At 62.3% G+C, this 13888-nt stretch carries 18 protein-coding genes; 4 read left to right on the forward strand and 14 right to left on the reverse strand.

Annotated features, from left to right (window positions below; translation table 11 throughout):
• Positions 1 to 94: 94 nt before the first annotated feature.
• Positions 95 to 550, reverse strand: coding sequence for an iron-sulfur cluster assembly scaffold protein (locus PVU19_RS08410; protein WP_050661851.1), 456 nt, complete (start codon positions 548 to 550; stop codon positions 95 to 97).
• A 67-nt stretch (positions 551 to 617) separates the two neighbouring features.
• On the opposite strand from PVU19_RS08410, the gene hisI reads away from it, so the two are divergent.
• Positions 618 to 986, forward strand: a complete 369-nt coding sequence (gene hisI, locus PVU19_RS08415) for a phosphoribosyl-AMP cyclohydrolase (protein ID WP_050661806.1) — start codon at positions 618 to 620, stop codon at positions 984 to 986.
• A 23-nt stretch (positions 987 to 1009) separates the two neighbouring features.
• Here hisI and gluQRS read toward each other — a convergent pair whose 3' ends face one another.
• From gluQRS to PVU19_RS08430, 3 genes are read right to left on the reverse strand one after another with little or no spacing between them, the layout of a single operon-like run.
• Complete coding sequence (gene gluQRS / locus PVU19_RS08420) at positions 1010 to 1843, reverse strand: tRNA glutamyl-Q(34) synthetase GluQRS (RefSeq protein WP_050661805.1); 834 nt, start codon at positions 1841 to 1843, stop codon at positions 1010 to 1012.
• Between the two features lie 12 nt (positions 1844 to 1855).
• The gene (gene trmFO, locus PVU19_RS08425) at positions 1856 to 3214 is read right to left on the reverse strand and encodes a methylenetetrahydrofolate--tRNA-(uracil(54)-C(5))-methyltransferase (FADH(2)-oxidizing) TrmFO (RefSeq protein WP_050661804.1); all 1359 of its coding nucleotides are present in this window, start codon (positions 3212 to 3214) and stop codon (positions 1856 to 1858) included.
• Between the two features lie 42 nt (positions 3215 to 3256).
• Positions 3257 to 4042: an enoyl-CoA hydratase gene (locus PVU19_RS08430; RefSeq protein WP_050661803.1), complete on the reverse strand. Its 786-nt coding sequence runs from the start codon at positions 4040 to 4042 to the stop codon at positions 3257 to 3259.
• A gap of 58 nt (positions 4043 to 4100) precedes the next feature.
• On the opposite strand from PVU19_RS08430, the gene PVU19_RS08435 reads away from it, so the two are divergent.
• The gene (locus tag PVU19_RS08435) at positions 4101 to 4520 is read left to right on the forward strand and encodes a PaaI family thioesterase (RefSeq protein WP_050661802.1); all 420 of its coding nucleotides are present in this window, start codon (positions 4101 to 4103) and stop codon (positions 4518 to 4520) included.
• A 57-nt stretch (positions 4521 to 4577) separates the two neighbouring features.
• Here PVU19_RS08435 and speE read toward each other — a convergent pair whose 3' ends face one another.
• The gene (gene speE, locus PVU19_RS08440) at positions 4578 to 5423 is read right to left on the reverse strand and encodes a polyamine aminopropyltransferase (protein WP_050661801.1); all 846 of its coding nucleotides are present in this window, start codon (positions 5421 to 5423) and stop codon (positions 4578 to 4580) included.
• Entirely contained in the window at positions 5420 to 5959 is a 540-nt protein-coding gene (speD, locus tag PVU19_RS08445) for an adenosylmethionine decarboxylase (RefSeq protein ID WP_050661800.1), read from the reverse strand. The genes speE and speD overlap by 4 nt, the downstream gene beginning before the upstream one ends.
• A gap of 360 nt (positions 5960 to 6319) precedes the next feature.
• Between speD and rplM the strand changes: the two genes are divergently transcribed.
• The gene (rplM, locus tag PVU19_RS08450) at positions 6320 to 6784 is read left to right on the forward strand and encodes a 50S ribosomal protein L13 (RefSeq protein WP_050661799.1); all 465 of its coding nucleotides are present in this window, start codon (positions 6320 to 6322) and stop codon (positions 6782 to 6784) included.
• The gene (gene rpsI / locus PVU19_RS08455; protein WP_050661798.1) at positions 6784 to 7275 is read left to right on the forward strand and encodes a 30S ribosomal protein S9; all 492 of its coding nucleotides are present in this window, start codon (positions 6784 to 6786) and stop codon (positions 7273 to 7275) included. Before rplM ends, rpsI begins: the two co-directional genes overlap by 1 nt.
• A gap of 62 nt (positions 7276 to 7337) precedes the next feature.
• Here the strand turns inward: rpsI and rfbA are convergent, their stop codons facing one another.
• The 8 genes from rfbA to PVU19_RS08495 form a co-directional block, all read right to left on the reverse strand.
• The gene (rfbA, locus tag PVU19_RS08460) at positions 7338 to 8210 is read right to left on the reverse strand and encodes a glucose-1-phosphate thymidylyltransferase RfbA (RefSeq protein WP_050661797.1); all 873 of its coding nucleotides are present in this window, start codon (positions 8208 to 8210) and stop codon (positions 7338 to 7340) included.
• Entirely contained in the window at positions 8207 to 9064 is an 858-nt protein-coding gene (rfbD, locus tag PVU19_RS08465; RefSeq protein ID WP_050661796.1) for a dTDP-4-dehydrorhamnose reductase, read from the reverse strand. Before rfbD ends, rfbA begins: the two co-directional genes overlap by 4 nt.
• On the reverse strand, positions 9061 to 10104 hold the full coding sequence (gene rfbB / locus PVU19_RS08470) for a dTDP-glucose 4,6-dehydratase (RefSeq protein ID WP_050661795.1): 1044 nt from the start codon (positions 10102 to 10104) through the stop codon (positions 9061 to 9063). Before rfbB ends, rfbD begins: the two co-directional genes overlap by 4 nt.
• Before the next feature lie 3 nt (positions 10105 to 10107).
• The gene (gene rfbC / locus PVU19_RS08475; RefSeq protein ID WP_050661794.1) at positions 10108 to 10668 is read right to left on the reverse strand and encodes a dTDP-4-dehydrorhamnose 3,5-epimerase; all 561 of its coding nucleotides are present in this window, start codon (positions 10666 to 10668) and stop codon (positions 10108 to 10110) included.
• A gap of 69 nt (positions 10669 to 10737) precedes the next feature.
• Positions 10738 to 11472, reverse strand: coding sequence for a metallophosphoesterase (locus PVU19_RS08480; RefSeq protein WP_082237413.1), 735 nt, complete (start codon positions 11470 to 11472; stop codon positions 10738 to 10740).
• Between the two features lie 21 nt (positions 11473 to 11493).
• Positions 11494 to 12120: a non-hydrolyzing UDP-N-acetylglucosamine 2-epimerase gene (gene wecB / locus PVU19_RS08485; protein WP_200901842.1), complete on the reverse strand. Its 627-nt coding sequence runs from the start codon at positions 12118 to 12120 to the stop codon at positions 11494 to 11496.
• 51 nt (positions 12121 to 12171) lie between these two features.
• A complete protein-coding gene (locus tag PVU19_RS08490; RefSeq protein ID WP_050661793.1) occupies positions 12172 to 13194 on the reverse strand; it encodes an NAD-dependent epimerase/dehydratase family protein in 1023 nt (340 codons plus the stop codon).
• A complete protein-coding gene (locus PVU19_RS08495) occupies positions 13187 to 13546 on the reverse strand; it encodes a MarR family EPS-associated transcriptional regulator (protein WP_050661792.1) in 360 nt (119 codons plus the stop codon). The genes PVU19_RS08490 and PVU19_RS08495 overlap by 8 nt, the downstream gene beginning before the upstream one ends.
• Between the last annotated feature and the right edge of the window lie 342 nt (positions 13547 to 13888).

The raw sequence follows: 13888 nt of genomic DNA on the forward strand, positions 1-13888 counted from the left end.
CGCAATCTACCCACCTGAAATAGGGCGTTTTGTCGCGATGGATAGGGGCAGGGCGCTCGCGCGTGTTCGATTTGCTGCGACGGGGCTGTCAAATTTAGGCGCAAGAGGTCTGGGCCTGAACCTCTTCCATGGCCTCGACCGCCGCTTCGAGCGTGAGCAGGATCGACGCGTGACGGTTCTTGTAGTCGCGCGCCGGGCGCAACACCTCGAGCCCGTCGAAGGGCGTGGGCGGTGTCGGGCCGTCGGATTTGAGCATCTCTTTCAGCGCGTCGCGCGCCGCCGTGACCTCTTCGACGTCGCAGCCGATGATATTCGCACCCACGACGCTGGCCGACGCCTGACCGAGCGCGCAGGCCTTAACCTCGGCGGCATAGTCGGAAATCCGTCCCTCGTCGCATAGGATGTCGACCGTCACGGTCGAGCCGCAAAGCGGCGCGCGGCGCTTGACGCTGGCCTGCGGCGCGTCGAGCCGCCCATGATGCGGAATGTCGGCGGCGAGTTCGAGGATGCGCGCAGAGTAGAGCTTGATCAGGTCGGTTTCGCCGGACATGGCTTTCCCTTTCGTATCGTTCCACATAAATAGGCCCGCAAGCGCCAGATGCAAAAGGAAATCCGTCATGGAATTCGACCCAAGCCGACTAAAGTATGATGCCAACGGGCTGATCCCGGCGATCGCGCAGGAGGCGGAGGCCGGCGAGGTGCTGATGATGGCCTGGATGAACGCCGAGGCCGTCTCGCGCACGCTAGAGACCGGTCGCGTGACCTATTGGAGCCGCTCGCGGCAGGCGTTCTGGATCAAGGGCGAAACCTCGGGCCATGTGCAGGATCTGGTCGAGATGCGGATCGATTGCGACAGCGATTGCCTGCTGCTGCTGATCCGCCAGACCGGGCCTGCCTGTCATACGAATAGGCGGTCATGTTTCTATCGGGCGGTGCGCGAGGGTGTGGAGATCGAGATCATGGCACCGATGGCGGCGTCGGAGTGAGTATTTCTGGAAAGATGAAGTTGCTATAGTCCGACCAATTTGCGGATGTCCTGCGGGCTGGCCCCCTCGGCGCGGTAGGTGGCGATGGCGCGGGCGTCGTCGCGTTTGGCAAGGCGCTTACCGTGTTCGTCACGGATCAGGCGGTGGTGGTGATAAGCTGGCGTTGGCAGGCCGAGCAGGCGTTGCAGCAGGACATGGATCTGCGTGGCATCTTGCAGATCCTGCCCGCGGATCACATGGGTGATCTGCTGATCGGCATCATCGAGCACCACCGAGAGGTGATAGGAGGCCCCCATGTCGCGGCGGGCAAGGACCACGTCACCGACTGTGGCGGGCAGGTTTTGAGGAGCGATGGTTTCACCCTTTTCCCGGTATTCCAGAGGCTTGTCGAGCATTTCACAAGCGCGAACCATGTCGAGGCGCAGGGCGGCTTCCTGGGGCAGCGGGCCCTTGGGCGGCGACGCGGGACGGCAGGTACCGGGGTAGATCACCCCGTCGGGGCCATGCAGCGGCGCGCCCTCCTGCGGTGCGGAGGCGGCGGCGCGAATGTCGCTGCGGCTGCATGAACATGGGTAGAGAAGGCCCTGAGTCCAAAGGATTTCAAGCGTTTCCCGGTAACGCGGCAGGCGGGTTGATTGGTGCAGGACCGGAACCGGCCAGGACAGGCCGAGCCAGGTCAGATCGTGATAGATCTGCGCCTCCCACTCGAGGCGACTTCGGCTTTGGTCGAGGTCGTCGATGCGCAGAAGGAAAGAGCCGTTTGCGGCCCGTGCCATGTCATGCGCCAGCATCGCCGAGAAAGCATGACCCAGATGAAGCGGGCCGGTCGGCGAAGGGGCGAAGCGCGTTATGAGCATGGTTATAAAGTGTTAAGAGGCGCAGCTCATGTTCTGCGTGGCGAGCCAGTCGGTCCATGCCGCCTTGGCGCGGTCGGTATAGGCCTTGTAGCGATGCACGCGTCCGCGCCGTCCGCCCTTGAGCCCTTCTACCGGGCGGAAGAGGCCGAAATTGACGTTCATGGGCTGGAATGTCTTGGCCTCGGCCCCGCCGGTGATGTGATGAATGAGCGCGCCCATTGCGCTGTCTTGCGGGACGGGCGGCAGCGGTTGGCCCATGATTTCGGCGGCGGCGAGACGGCCTGCGAGCAGACCCATGGCCGCCGATTCGACATAGCCTTCGACGCCCGTAATCTGCCCGGCGAAGCGGATGTGCGGGCGCGAGCGCAGGCGCATCTGATCGTCGAGCAGCGTGGGTGAGTTGAGGAACGTGTTGCGGTGGATGCCGCCGAGGCGGGCAAAGCTGGCATTCTCAAGACCGGGAATCATCTTGAAAACAGATGATTGTGCCCCGTATTTCATCTTGGTTTGAAAGCCCACGATATTGTAGAGCGTGCCAAGTGCGTTGTCGCGGCGCAGTTGCACCACCGCATGCGCCTTGATGTCGGGTTGGTGCGGGTTGGTGAGGCCCACCGGCTTCATCGGGCCGTGGCGCAGGGTCTCGCGGCCACGCTCGGCCATCACCTCGATGGGCAGGCATCCGTCGAAGTAATTGGCGGTTTCGCCCTCGTGAAACTCGGTCTTGTCGGCGGCGAGCAGCGCGTCGATGAAGGCCTCGTATTGGTCGCGATCCATCGGGCAGTTGAGATAGGCGGTGCGTTCCGCCTCGGTCTCGCCCTTGTCGTAGCGCGATTGCATCCACGCCTTCGACATGTCGATGCTGTCGTAATAGACAATGGGGGCGATGGCGTCGAAAAAGGCGAGCGCGTCGCGGCCGGTCTCTTGCGCAATGGCCTGGCCCAGCCCCTCGGAGGTCAGCGGGCCGGTTGCGATGATCCAGTGGCCACCTGCGGGAAGTTCCGTGATTTCATCATGTTGAACGGTGATCTTCGGATGATCCATGAGGTTCTGCGTGACCGATTGCGCGAAAGGGTCGCGATCCACGGCAAGCGCGCCACCGGCAGGCAGGCGGTGGCGGTCGGCCATTGCCATGATCAGGCCATCTGCTGCGCGCATTTCCCAGTGTAGTAGGCCAACGGCGTTCTGTTCGTCATCATCCGAGCGGAACGAATTGGAGCAGACCATTTCGCCCAGATCGCCGGTGCGATGCGCAAATGTTTTCACCTTTGGGCGCATTTCGTGGATGACCACGTCGATCCCGAGATTGGCGGCCTGCCAGGCGGCTTCGGACCCGGCCATGCCGCCGCCGATGATATGCAAAGTCTTTGTCATGGGCTGCGATCTAGGCGATTGCGCGGGGTTTGGAAAGGGGCGTCACTGTTGCCAGTCCGGCGGACGCTTGGCGAGAAAGGCGTTGATGCCCTCGTCGGTGTCGCGGTCGAGCATGTTCTCGACCATCACCGCGCCGGTATGGGCATAGGCGGCATTAATGCCCAGTTCAAGCTGTTCGTAGAAGGCGCGTTTGCCGATGCGCACGGCGGAGCCGAGCTTGGCCGCGACGGTTTCGGCGAGGGCCATGGTCTCGGCCTCTAGATCCTCCATCGGCACGGCGCGGTTGATCAGGCCCAGCTCCTGCGCGCGGTCGGTCTCGATGAATTGCCCGGTGGTCAGCATCTCGAAGGCCTGCTTGCGGGGGATATTGCGGCTGAGCGCCACCATGGGGGTGGAGCAGAAGAGGCCTATATTGACGCCGTTGACGCCAAAGCGGGTGCCGTGGGCGGCGACGGCCATGTCACAGGACGCCACAAGCTGGCATCCGGCGGCGGTGGCGATGCCGTGCGGGGCGGCGATCACCGGCTGCGGCAGGTCGCGGATCGCGGTCATCACCTCTGTGCAGCGCGAAAAGAGATCGGCGAAATAGGCACGGCCATTATCCTCGGATTGCCGCGCGGCCTGCATTTCCTTGAGGTCATGGCCTGCGCAGAATGCCTTGCCGGTGCCCGACAGCGTGACCACGCGAATACCGCGATCTTCGCTAAGGCGCACGAATTCGGATTTGAGCGCGGCCAGCATCGCGTCTGACAGCGCGTTGAGATTGCCGGGCGAGTTCAGTGTGAGGCGCGCGATCGCGCCGTCGTCTGTGCGGTCGAGAATTGCCATCTTGTAACCCCTTTTGCGTTATGGCCATTCTGGCACGGAAGAGGGCAGGGAGGGAAGCATGAGCCTTAAGATGAGTGCCGATGAATTGATGGAGTTTCTCGAACGGGAATTTCCGCAGGTCATGGGCGAGTTCGCCATCGAGGAGCTGGGCGAGATGCGCATCCGCACGCGGCTATTGGTCGGAGAGCGGCATTTGCGGCCTGGCGGCACGGTGTCGGGCCCGTCGATATTCTCGTTGGCGGATGTGTCGGTCTACCTTGCCGTGCTGGCGATGATCGGGCCGCAGGGGCTGGCGGTGACCACCAATTGCAGCATTGATTTCATGCGCAAACCGGCGGCGCGGACCGACCTAATCGCGGAATGCCGGTTGTTGAAGCTGGGGCGCGTGCTAGCAGTCGGCGAGGTGCTGGTGTTTTCCGAGGGCATGAAACAGCCGGTGGCGCGGGCGAGCCTGACCTATTCGATCCCGCCTGCCTGAGCGCCGGGGGGCCGTCTGCCCCCCGGACCCCCGAGAGTATTTGCGGCAAGATGAAACTCAGGGCAGGAGTTTGGTGACGTAGCCGGGCAGGGCGAAGGCTGCCTGATGTACCTGCGGGGTGTAGTATCCCGGTGTGATGCCGGTGGCATCGAACCGGCCTTGAAGCACCTCGAGCGGCGTGCTGCGCGCCAAGCCGTCGGTGCCCCAGCCAAAGGCCATCGGGCCGCCCGCATAAGTGGGAATGGTGGCCAAATAGCAGGTGGCATCGACAAAGAGCGCGGTGAAGGCGCGCATGGTATTGTGCAGCTCCTGGCCTTGCAGGAAGGGCACGCCGTTTTGCGTGACCAGGACGCCGTCCTCGGTCAGGGCGCGCTTGGCATGGCCGTAGAACGTGTCGGAAAAGAGCACCTCGCCGGGGCCGATGGGATCGGTCGAATCGACGGTTATGACGTCATAGCCGCCTTCCGTGTGGCGGATGAACTCGGCCCCGTCGGCGATGACCAGATCAAGGCGCGGATCGTCAAAGGCACCCGCGCTGAGCATCGGCAGATACTCTTTCGAGAAGTCCACCACGCCGGCGTCGATTTCCACCATCGTCACATGCTCGACCGTATCGTGGCGCAGAACTTCGCGGGCCATGCCGCCATCGCCGCCGCCGATGATCAGCACGCGTTTTGCTGCCCCATGCGCCAGGATCGGCACATGGGTCAGCATCTCGTGATAGATGAAATTGTCGCCCTCGGTGGTCTGTACCACATCATCAAGCGTCAGCACCCGGCCGAACGTGCCGTTCTGGAATACCTTCAGCCGCTGATGATCGGTCTTGCTGTCATAGAGCATCTCGTCCACGCGCAGCGATTGCGCGTAGTCGGGATGCAGGCTCTCGCGGATCCAGTCGCTCATGCCGCGATCCCGGCCTCGGTCACGACATCCTCGCCGCGCAGAAGCTCCTTGACGCGGACATCGGCGGTGCCAAAGGCGGATTTCAGCACGTCCACGGCCAGCCATGGACGGGCATCGCCGCACATGAACACATCGAACGCGCCATAGCCGATCTCGGGCCACGTGTGCACCGAGATATGGCTTTCGGCCAGAACAGCCACACCGGACACGCCTTGGGGCGAGAACTTGTGCGTGTGGATGTGCAGGAGCGTGGCACCACAGGTCTCCACACAATCGCGGAATGCCTGCTGAATGCGGGCTTCGTCATCAAGCCCGTGGCCGTTGACCACCTCGATGATCAGATGGGTGCCCGCGAACACAGCGCCATCGCGCCGGATGAAGTGATCTTCGCGATCCTCATCCAGAACGTCTCTGGCCAGCATGTCACAGGGCAAAACGGTATCGGTATTCGCGGCGGTGAAGCCGCGTGCGGTGTCTTCCTCTTGGGCGCCTGTCTCCAGACCGATCCCCAGTTGGAAGAGGTTGGCGTCTTTCATGGCGCTCCCCTTCGTTCCAGTAGATTGAATCCAGTCGGTCCCTTAGCGCCCCCCCAGAAAGACATCCGAAGTTGGGATCGGTTCCGATCAAGTGACTTGGCAAGTAGGGGTGTGGCTTGAGTCGTGCAAGGTGTTTCTGCGGCGCGGCAGGGATTTTCGGCGGAAATGTCACGGATGGCTCCACGTTATGTGGGGTAAAATAATACCTAATTTATAAGACATTGAAATTGGGTAATTTATTTGGGCTTGGATGTGTTGACCCGGGCGCGCCACTGACTATAACCCGTCCATCGCATCGGCGGTGCCACAACCGGCCCGTCGGCATCAAGACCAAAGATCAAGCACAAGGTTTTGCCTGACATGAAAACATTCTCTGCAACGCCTGCAGATATCGACAAGAAATGGATCCTGATCGACGCCGAGGGCGTTGTTCTGGGCCGTCTCGCCTCGATCATCGCAATGCGCCTGCGCGGTAAGCACAAGGCGAGCTTTACGCCCCATATGGACACTGGTGACAACGTGATCGTCATCAATGCCGACAAGGTGCAGCTTACCGGCAACAAGCGCAACAAGCCGAACTACTGGCACACCGGCCACCCGGGCGGCATCAAGAGCCGCACCACCGGCGAGATCCTCGAGGGCAAATACCCCGAGCGCGTCGTGATGCAGGCCGTCAAGCGCATGCTGCCGGGCAACCGCCTGAGCCGCACGCTGATGACCAATCTGCGCGTCTATGCTGGCGGCGAGCATCCCCACGAGGCCCAGAGCCCCGAGGTGCTGGACGTCAAATCCATGAACTCCAAGAATACGCGGGTGGCTTACTGATGGCTGAAGAAATCAAATCCCTCGAAGGGCTGGAAGCTGTCGCAGGTGACGTGAGCGTCACCCCCGAGGCGATGGAAGACCCGCGCGAGCCCGTCCGCGACTCGCTTGGCCGCTCCTATGCTACCGGTAAGCGCAAGGATGCGGTTGCCCGTGTCTGGATCAAGCCCGGCTCGGGCAAGGTTGTCGTCAATGGCAAGCCGATCAACGAGTATTTCGCGCGCCCCGTGCTTCAGATGATCCTCAAGCAGCCGTTCACAGTATCGGGCACCGAGGACCAGTTCGACGTGATGGCGACCGTCAAGGGCGGTGGTCTCTCGGGGCAGGCGGGTGCGGTCAAGCACGGCGTGTCCAAGGCACTGCAGCTTTATGATCCGTCCCTGCGCGGTGCTCTCAAGGCCGCCGGTTTCCTGACCCGCGACAGCCGCGTGGTGGAGCGCAAGAAATACGGCCGTGCCAAGGCGCGCAAGAGCTTCCAGTTCTCCAAGCGCTGATCCGGTTTCATACCGATATCAAAGGGCCACCCTGGCGGGTGGCCCTTTTTCGTTGGGGCGGGTCAGTCGAGCAATGTGCGCAGATACTGGCCATAGTCGTTCTTGCCGAACTGATCGGCGCGTTCGGCGATGGTCTCGGCATCGATCCAGCCGTTTTCAAAGGCGATCTCGTCGAGGCAGCCGGTTTGCAGGCCCTGGCGGGCCTGCAGGGTGCGCACGAAATTGCCCGCGTCGAGCAGGCTGCCATGGGTGCCTGTGTCGAGCCATGCATAGCCGCGCCCCATGGTCTCGACCTGTAGCTTGTTGGCCTTGAGATAGATTTCCAGAAGCGATGTGATCTCCAACTCGCCGCGCGGGGAGGGGCGCACCTCGCGCGCGAGGCGGGGCGCGTCGCGGTCGAGGAAATAGAGCCCGGTCACGGCGTAGCGCGACGGTGGATTGACCGGTTTCTCGATGATCTCTCGGGCGCGGCCATCGGCGTCGAAACCGACCACGCCGTAGCGTTCGGGGTCGGAGACGTGATAGCCGAAGACCGTGCCGCCGTCGCGCCGGGCATCGGCACCGGCCAGAAGCTGCGGCAGCCCGTGGCCGAAGAAGATATTGTCGCCCAGCACCATCGCCGAGGGTGCGCCGTCGAGGAAGTCTTCGGCCAGCGTGTAGGCCTGCGCCAGCCCGTCAGGGCTGGGTTGGGTGACATAGGTGAGTGAAATACCCCACTGGCTGCCGTCACCGAGCGCGGCGCGGAACTGCGCCTGATCCTGCGGTGTGGTGATCAGCGCGATCTCGCGGATCCCCGCCAGCATCAGCACCGACAGCGGGTAATAGACCATCGGCTTGTCGTAAATCGGCAAAAGCTGTTTCGACAGGCCCATGGTGATCGGGTAGAGCCGCGTGCCGGAGCCGCCTGCTAGGATGATGCCTTTGCGGTCGCTCATGTCGGGGTCACTCCAATCTCGTTGAGAATATCGGGAAGGGCGGCGCGCCAGTCAGGACGGGTGAGACCGAATGCAGTCTCGGTCGTGCGACAATCGAGCCGGGAGTTCAGCGGGCGCGCGGCGGGGGTGGGATAGTCCGCTGTCGGAATGCCGGTGACGGTCACATGGCGCCCTGCGGCGGCAAAGATCGCTTCGGCGAAACCCTGCCAGGACACATCGGGTGCCCCCGAGAAATGGTAAGTGCCGGTGAGGGTCGGCTCAGCGGTGAGGCGGTTGGCAACGGTCAGGCAAGCCTCGGCTATATCGCCTGCCGGGGTCGGCCCGCCGATCTGGTCATTGACGATGGAAAGCGCGTCGCGTGTATCGGAGACGCGCAGCATGGTCTTGAGGAAATTGCTGCCATGCGCGGAAAACACCCACGAGGTGCGCAGGATGGCATGCGCGGCGCCGGTGGCGCGAATGGCCGCTTCGCCCGCGAGTTTGCTGCGACCATAGGCGTTGAGCGGTGCGGTGGGGGCCTTTACGGCGCGCGGGGCATTGCCACTGCCGTCAAACACGTAATCTGTCGAGATATGGATCAGCGGGATGCCAAGCGTGGCGCAGGCGCGGGCCATGGCGGCGGGGGCGTCCGCGTTGATGCGGGTGGCCTGCGGTTCTTCGTCCTCGGCGCGGTCCACGGCGGTGTAGGCAGCGGCGTTGATCACCGCGCGGGGCGCGTGACGTTCAATGGCGAAGGCACAGGCGTCAGGGTCGGCAAGATCAGCCTTGTCGCGCCCGAGGCAGAGTGCATGTGGTGCGCGGCGGGCGATCTCGGTGGCGACCTGCCCGGTTTGACCAAAGACCAGAAGGCTCATGCGCGAGTACCCACCCGGCTGCCGACTCCGTCGAGGCTCAAGAGCGGCTGCCACCAGTCCCGGTTGTCGAGATACCACCGAACCGTGCGGCGCAGACCGGCCTCGACCGTGACCGAAGGCTGCCAGCCCAGTTCGCGGGTGATCCGGTCGGGGTCGATGGCGTAGCGGGCATCATGGCCGGGCCGGTCGGTGACGAAGTCGACTAGGTCGCGGTAGGGACCTGCGGCGCGGGGCTGCATCTCGTCCATGAGATCGCAGATCGTATGGACAAGGTCGATATTGCGCCGCTCGTTATGGCCGCCGACATTGTAGCTGCGGCCGGGCTCTCCCTTGGCTACCGCGAGAAGCAGCGCGTCGGCGTGATCCTCGACATAGAGCCAGTCGCGGACGTTCTCGCCACGCCCGTAGACCGGGATCGGCTGATCGTGCATGGCGTTGAGGATCACCTTCGGGATCAGCTTTTCAGGGAAGTGATAGGGGCCGTAATTGTTGGAGCAGTTGGTCAGCACCACCGGCAGGCCGTAGGTGTGGTGCCAGGCGCGCACGAGATGATCCGAGGCCGCCTTGGAGGCCGAATAGGGGCTGCGTGGATCGTAGGGGGTGTCCTCGGTGAAAAGGCCGGTGGAGCCGAGGCTGCCATAGACCTCATCAGTGGAAATATGGTGAAAGCGGAAACTCTTGGGACGGCCGGTACGTTGCCAATGAGCGCGCGCTGCCTCGAGCAGGTTGTAAGTGCCGGTGATGTTGGTGTCGATGAAATCGCCCGGCCCGTCGATGGAGCGGTCGACATGGCTCTCGGCGGCAAGGTGCATGATCGCGTCGGGCACTGTCTCCTCGATGATCCGGTCGAGCGCTGCGCGGTCGCAGATATCGGCGCGGACAAAGCGGTAAAGTGGGTTTCCAGCCACGTCGGCCACGTTTTCGGGGCGGCCCGCATAGGTCAACGCGTCGAGATTGGTCACGTGGTGTCCCCGCGTCACTGCAAGGCGCACCACCGCCGATCCGATAAAGCCGCAGCCACCGGTCACCAGAAGCCGCATACCCTAGCCCTTCCAGGTAAAATAGGCGGGCAGACCGCGCAGGCGCGGGGCGGCGGCGTCCTTGTCCGACAGGATGGGCGGGCCATCGAGGCCCCAGTCGATCGCCAGATCCGGATCGTCAAAGCGCACCGCTGCATCGCAATCGGGCGCGTAGTAATCAGAGCATTTGTAGATGATCTCGGTCTCGGGCTGCCGCGTGACGAAGCCATGCAGAAAACCCTCTGGAACAAGTAGTTGACGGCCGTTCTCAAAGCTCAGATCGACGCCGAGCCAGCGCCCGTAGGTGGGGCTGCCGTGGCGAATATCGGCCACCACGTCCATGAACGCGCCGCGTCCGCAGCGCACCAGCTTGGCCTGTGCGTGTGGCGGGGTCTGAAAATGCAGCCCGCGCAGTGTGCCAGGTTCCACAGACAGGGAATGGTTGTCCTGCACGAAGTCGATCTCAACGCCATGTCCGGCCATGCGACGTCGATTCCAGCTTTCGGAAAAGAAGCCCCTCGCATCGCCGAACCGGTCCGGTTCGATGATCAGGACACCGGGTAATTCGGTTGTCAGAACCTGCACGCAGCGCTCTCCTTTTCACGTTCCGGCTTTGACTTAGCAAGGCCCGCCCGACTTGTCACTAGAAAGGGTTCAGGTGGTTTCGAAGTGGATATCGCCATCGGTGACGACGGCGGCGGTCAGCCGTCCGGAAGCGTAGGCCCCGGTATCTATGGCGACGCGGCCCTGATCCATGACGGGGGTCGAGACGATGGTGTGGCCATGAATGATCCAGACCCCGTCGCTGCGTGGTGTGGTCATGAAATCGGGATGCCCCCAACGCAGCACATGGCCGGGCTGAGCCTCAAGCGGCAGGGCCGGGTCGGCCCCGGCATGCACCACCGCGAGATTGCCCACGCGCCAGCCCGATTGCAGCCCATCGAGCCAGTCTACGAGCGGATCGCCCATCGCCTTGACGAGGGCATCGCGCACGGTGCGAAGCCGGCCCTCAGAGCTGGTTTGGGTCAGTCCGGCGATGCCGAAACTGGCCATGGTCTGAAGTCCGCCATTGCGGAACCAGCGTCGGCCATATGTTTCCGGCTGTTGGATGAAGTTCAGCAGCATTTCCTCGTGGTTGCCCTTGAGGCAGATGATGTCGGGATTGGCATGCAGAATGCGCAAAACGTCGGCCGAATGGTCGCCGCGATCGACGTAGTCGCCGACGCAGATCACCTGCAGGTCGGGCTCGAGCCGCGCCAGCAGCTGTTCCAGCAGGTCGGCGCGGCCGTGAATATCGCCGATCGCCGCAAGCGGACTCAAGGGAGCCGGTCGGCCAAACTCGCAATGCACCTCGCGCGGAGGTGAGAACAGGGATTTCAGAAACTTCATCTGGTCTTTCTTGTGACGTATCTACCGCGCTGGATATATGTCAGTGGGTGCGAAATGACCACGCTTTGACATCCGGCGTGCACTTTTTTCGCTCATGGTCTCAACAGCCTCCAGAAGCGCGTCAACCACGGTGTTGCCGGTGACATGGATCTGTGATGAAGGAACGTTTTCGGCCAGAAGGTTCTCGCGGGAGCGTCCGGTCGGTGCGAAATGCAGGCGCGTGATGGCGCCGGCCACCTTGCGATTGATTTCCTCGGGCCACGGCGAATAGATGTTGCCCGTGCGCAAACCGGCCTCCACATGCCCGACCGGAATGCGTTGGTAATAAGCCGCAAGTGCCGTGGCAAGCGTCGTCGTGGTGTCGCCGTGGATCAATACGAGGTCTGGCTTTTCGGTTTCGAAAATCGGCTTCAGCCCGGCAAGAACTCCCGCCGTGATTTCTGTGAGCCCCTGTCCCGGTTTCATGATGCCCAGATCGTGATCGGGCTCTATCTCGAACAGGTGCAGCACTTGGTCCAGCATTTCTCTATGCTGCGCGGTAACGACTACCCGCGCCTCGATATCCGGGCTGGCTGCCAGGGCCGTCACCACCGGGGCCATCTTGATGGCCTCGGGGCGCGTCCCGAATACGGAAATCACCTTGATCATCTTGAGCAGTTCCTGTGAGTGGCTGGCTTCATAAGGCTGAGCGTTGAGGATCTAGGACGCATGGTATGCGCGGTACCACTCGACAAATCTGGCCACGCCATCTTGCAGTTCGGTGGCTGGCTGGTACCCTGTAAGAGCGCGGAGAAGTGAGGCGTCGGCCCATGTCGCCTGCATGTCGCCGGTCTGCATGGGCATCATGTTGCGCACGGCTTTGCGGTCCAGGGCCGCTTCGAGCGCGGCGATGAAATCCAGCAGCCTTACCTTGTCGGAATTGCCGATATTGACCACGCGAAACGGGGCCGCAGAGCTCAGGCTGTCGCCATCGACGGCCGTTTCCGGCCCTCCCGGCACCGCGTCCATCAGCAGCCGGATACCGCGCACCAGATCGCCCACATAAGTGAAATCGCGCCACATGTCGCCATTGTTGTAGATGTCGATCGGCTCTCCGGCGAGGATCGCGCGGGTGAACTTGAAATACGCCATGTCAGGTCGTCCCCAGGGGCCGTAGACCGTGAAAAAGCGGAACATCGTTGTCGGCAGGCTGTGCAGATGCGCATAGGCATGGCCCATCGCCTCGGTCGCTTTCTTGGTCGCGGCATAGATCGTCAGGGGGGTGTCGGCCTTGTCCGTTTCCGTAAACGGCATCTGGGTGTTCGCGCCATAGACCGAGGAGGTCGATGCCATCAGAAGATGATCGACCTTGTTGGCGCGCGCGCATTCCAAGACATTGAACGTCCCGACGATGTTCGTCTCGACATAGGCGCGCGGTTCTTCAAGGCTGTAGCGTACCCCGGCCTGTGCTGCGAGATGGACGATGACATCGGGATCAAAATTCGCAATCGCAGCGGTCAGACTGTCGGCATCTTCTAGCATCGCTTCGGTTGCGGAGAACTGGGGATACGCTCGCAGGATGGCATGGCGCGCGATTTTGAGTTGCGGGTCGTAATAGGGGGTCATCCCATCATACCCGTGCACCGTGAACCCTTCGTCCAAAAGCGCCTTTGCAAGGTGAAATCCGACAAATCCGGCGCTGCCTGTTACGACGATCTTCCTGGCGCGGACAGAATCACTCATGGCGCGGCCCCTCGACATTTGATGTTTCGTGAAGTTCATCCCGCAGGCTTTCGATCTCGGTCTTGAGCGCCTCGTATTCGGAGAGCTTCCGGGCCAAAAACCGCTTGGTGATCGCCGCTTTGCGGGAAACGCCCTTCGGCGTCAAAATGTAAGCGTATCGTCGCTTGTCTTGCGCGGCAGAGAAATTGCCGATTTTCACCAGCCCTTTTTCCATCAGCGCCTTCAACACGTAGTTGGTTCGCCCCAAGGCGATACCAAGCTGCGCGGCGAGCTCTCGTTGGCTGATATCCGGGTTCTGTTCGAGAATGCGGAGCACCCGGAAATGGACATCTTCTTCGGCCGGTTTGCTCATGCGGCTGCCCACTCAGTCCGTTGCCCGATGATCATGCAATTCGCCTCGGAGGCACGGCATCCGCACCGCTACTCGAATCGGACGAGTGCGTGAAGGTGTTGAAACAGTTCAATTTTTCAATAGCGAGCGCCATTACTACGACACGCATACCGCAGTTCTCGGCGATGTGAAAGATGGGCAGCCCTCAGAGGGCTCAGCACCGCGTCACGCTACCAGCCGGTCGGCAAGAACAGGGGCTTGGCGCGAGGCAGGGTAGCAAATGTCAGCCGACGGAGCGTGTATTGTAGTCGTTGCGTCACATAAGTTTGCAACAAGCGGTTGCATGGTCGATGATTCTCGTTC

Origin of the sequence: Roseovarius tolerans (genome assembly GCF_028885395.1) — a bacterium.
GTDB classification, from domain to species: domain Bacteria; phylum Pseudomonadota; class Alphaproteobacteria; order Rhodobacterales; family Rhodobacteraceae; genus Roseovarius; species Roseovarius tolerans.

What these genes read in the sequence shown, in the direction of transcription:
- PVU19_RS08410 (WP_050661851.1), bottom strand. Translation starts at nt 550, where the DNA reads ATGTCCGGCGAAACCGACCTGATCAAGCTCTACTCTGCGCGCATCCTC.
- hisI (WP_050661806.1), top strand. Translation starts at nt 618, where the DNA reads ATGGAATTCGACCCAAGCCGACTAAAGTATGATGCCAACGGGCTGATC.
- gluQRS (WP_050661805.1), bottom strand. Translation starts at nt 1,843, where the DNA reads ATGCTCATAACGCGCTTCGCCCCTTCGCCGACCGGCCCGCTTCATCTG.
- trmFO (WP_050661804.1), bottom strand. Translation starts at nt 3,214, where the DNA reads ATGACAAAGACTTTGCATATCATCGGCGGCGGCATGGCCGGGTCCGAA.
- PVU19_RS08430 (WP_050661803.1), bottom strand. Translation starts at nt 4,042, where the DNA reads ATGGCAATTCTCGACCGCACAGACGACGGCGCGATCGCGCGCCTCACA.
- PVU19_RS08435 (WP_050661802.1), top strand. Translation starts at nt 4,101, where the DNA reads ATGAGCCTTAAGATGAGTGCCGATGAATTGATGGAGTTTCTCGAACGG.
- speE (WP_050661801.1), bottom strand. Translation starts at nt 5,423, where the DNA reads ATGAGCGACTGGATCCGCGAGAGCCTGCATCCCGACTACGCGCAATCG.
- speD (WP_050661800.1), bottom strand. Translation starts at nt 5,959, where the DNA reads ATGAAAGACGCCAACCTCTTCCAACTGGGGATCGGTCTGGAGACAGGC.
- rplM (WP_050661799.1), top strand. Translation starts at nt 6,320, where the DNA reads ATGAAAACATTCTCTGCAACGCCTGCAGATATCGACAAGAAATGGATC.
- rpsI (WP_050661798.1), top strand. Translation starts at nt 6,784, where the DNA reads ATGGCTGAAGAAATCAAATCCCTCGAAGGGCTGGAAGCTGTCGCAGGT.
- rfbA (WP_050661797.1), bottom strand. Translation starts at nt 8,210, where the DNA reads ATGAGCGACCGCAAAGGCATCATCCTAGCAGGCGGCTCCGGCACGCGG.
- rfbD (WP_050661796.1), bottom strand. Translation starts at nt 9,064, where the DNA reads ATGAGCCTTCTGGTCTTTGGTCAAACCGGGCAGGTCGCCACCGAGATC.
- rfbB (WP_050661795.1), bottom strand. Translation starts at nt 10,104, where the DNA reads ATGCGGCTTCTGGTGACCGGTGGCTGCGGCTTTATCGGATCGGCGGTG.
- PVU19_RS08480 (WP_082237413.1), bottom strand. Translation starts at nt 11,472, where the DNA reads ATGAAGTTTCTGAAATCCCTGTTCTCACCTCCGCGCGAGGTGCATTGC.
- wecB (WP_200901842.1), bottom strand. Translation starts at nt 12,120, where the DNA reads ATGATCAAGGTGATTTCCGTATTCGGGACGCGCCCCGAGGCCATCAAG.
- PVU19_RS08490 (WP_050661793.1), bottom strand. Translation starts at nt 13,194, where the DNA reads ATGAGTGATTCTGTCCGCGCCAGGAAGATCGTCGTAACAGGCAGCGCC.
- PVU19_RS08495 (WP_050661792.1), bottom strand. Translation starts at nt 13,546, where the DNA reads ATGAGCAAACCGGCCGAAGAAGATGTCCATTTCCGGGTGCTCCGCATT.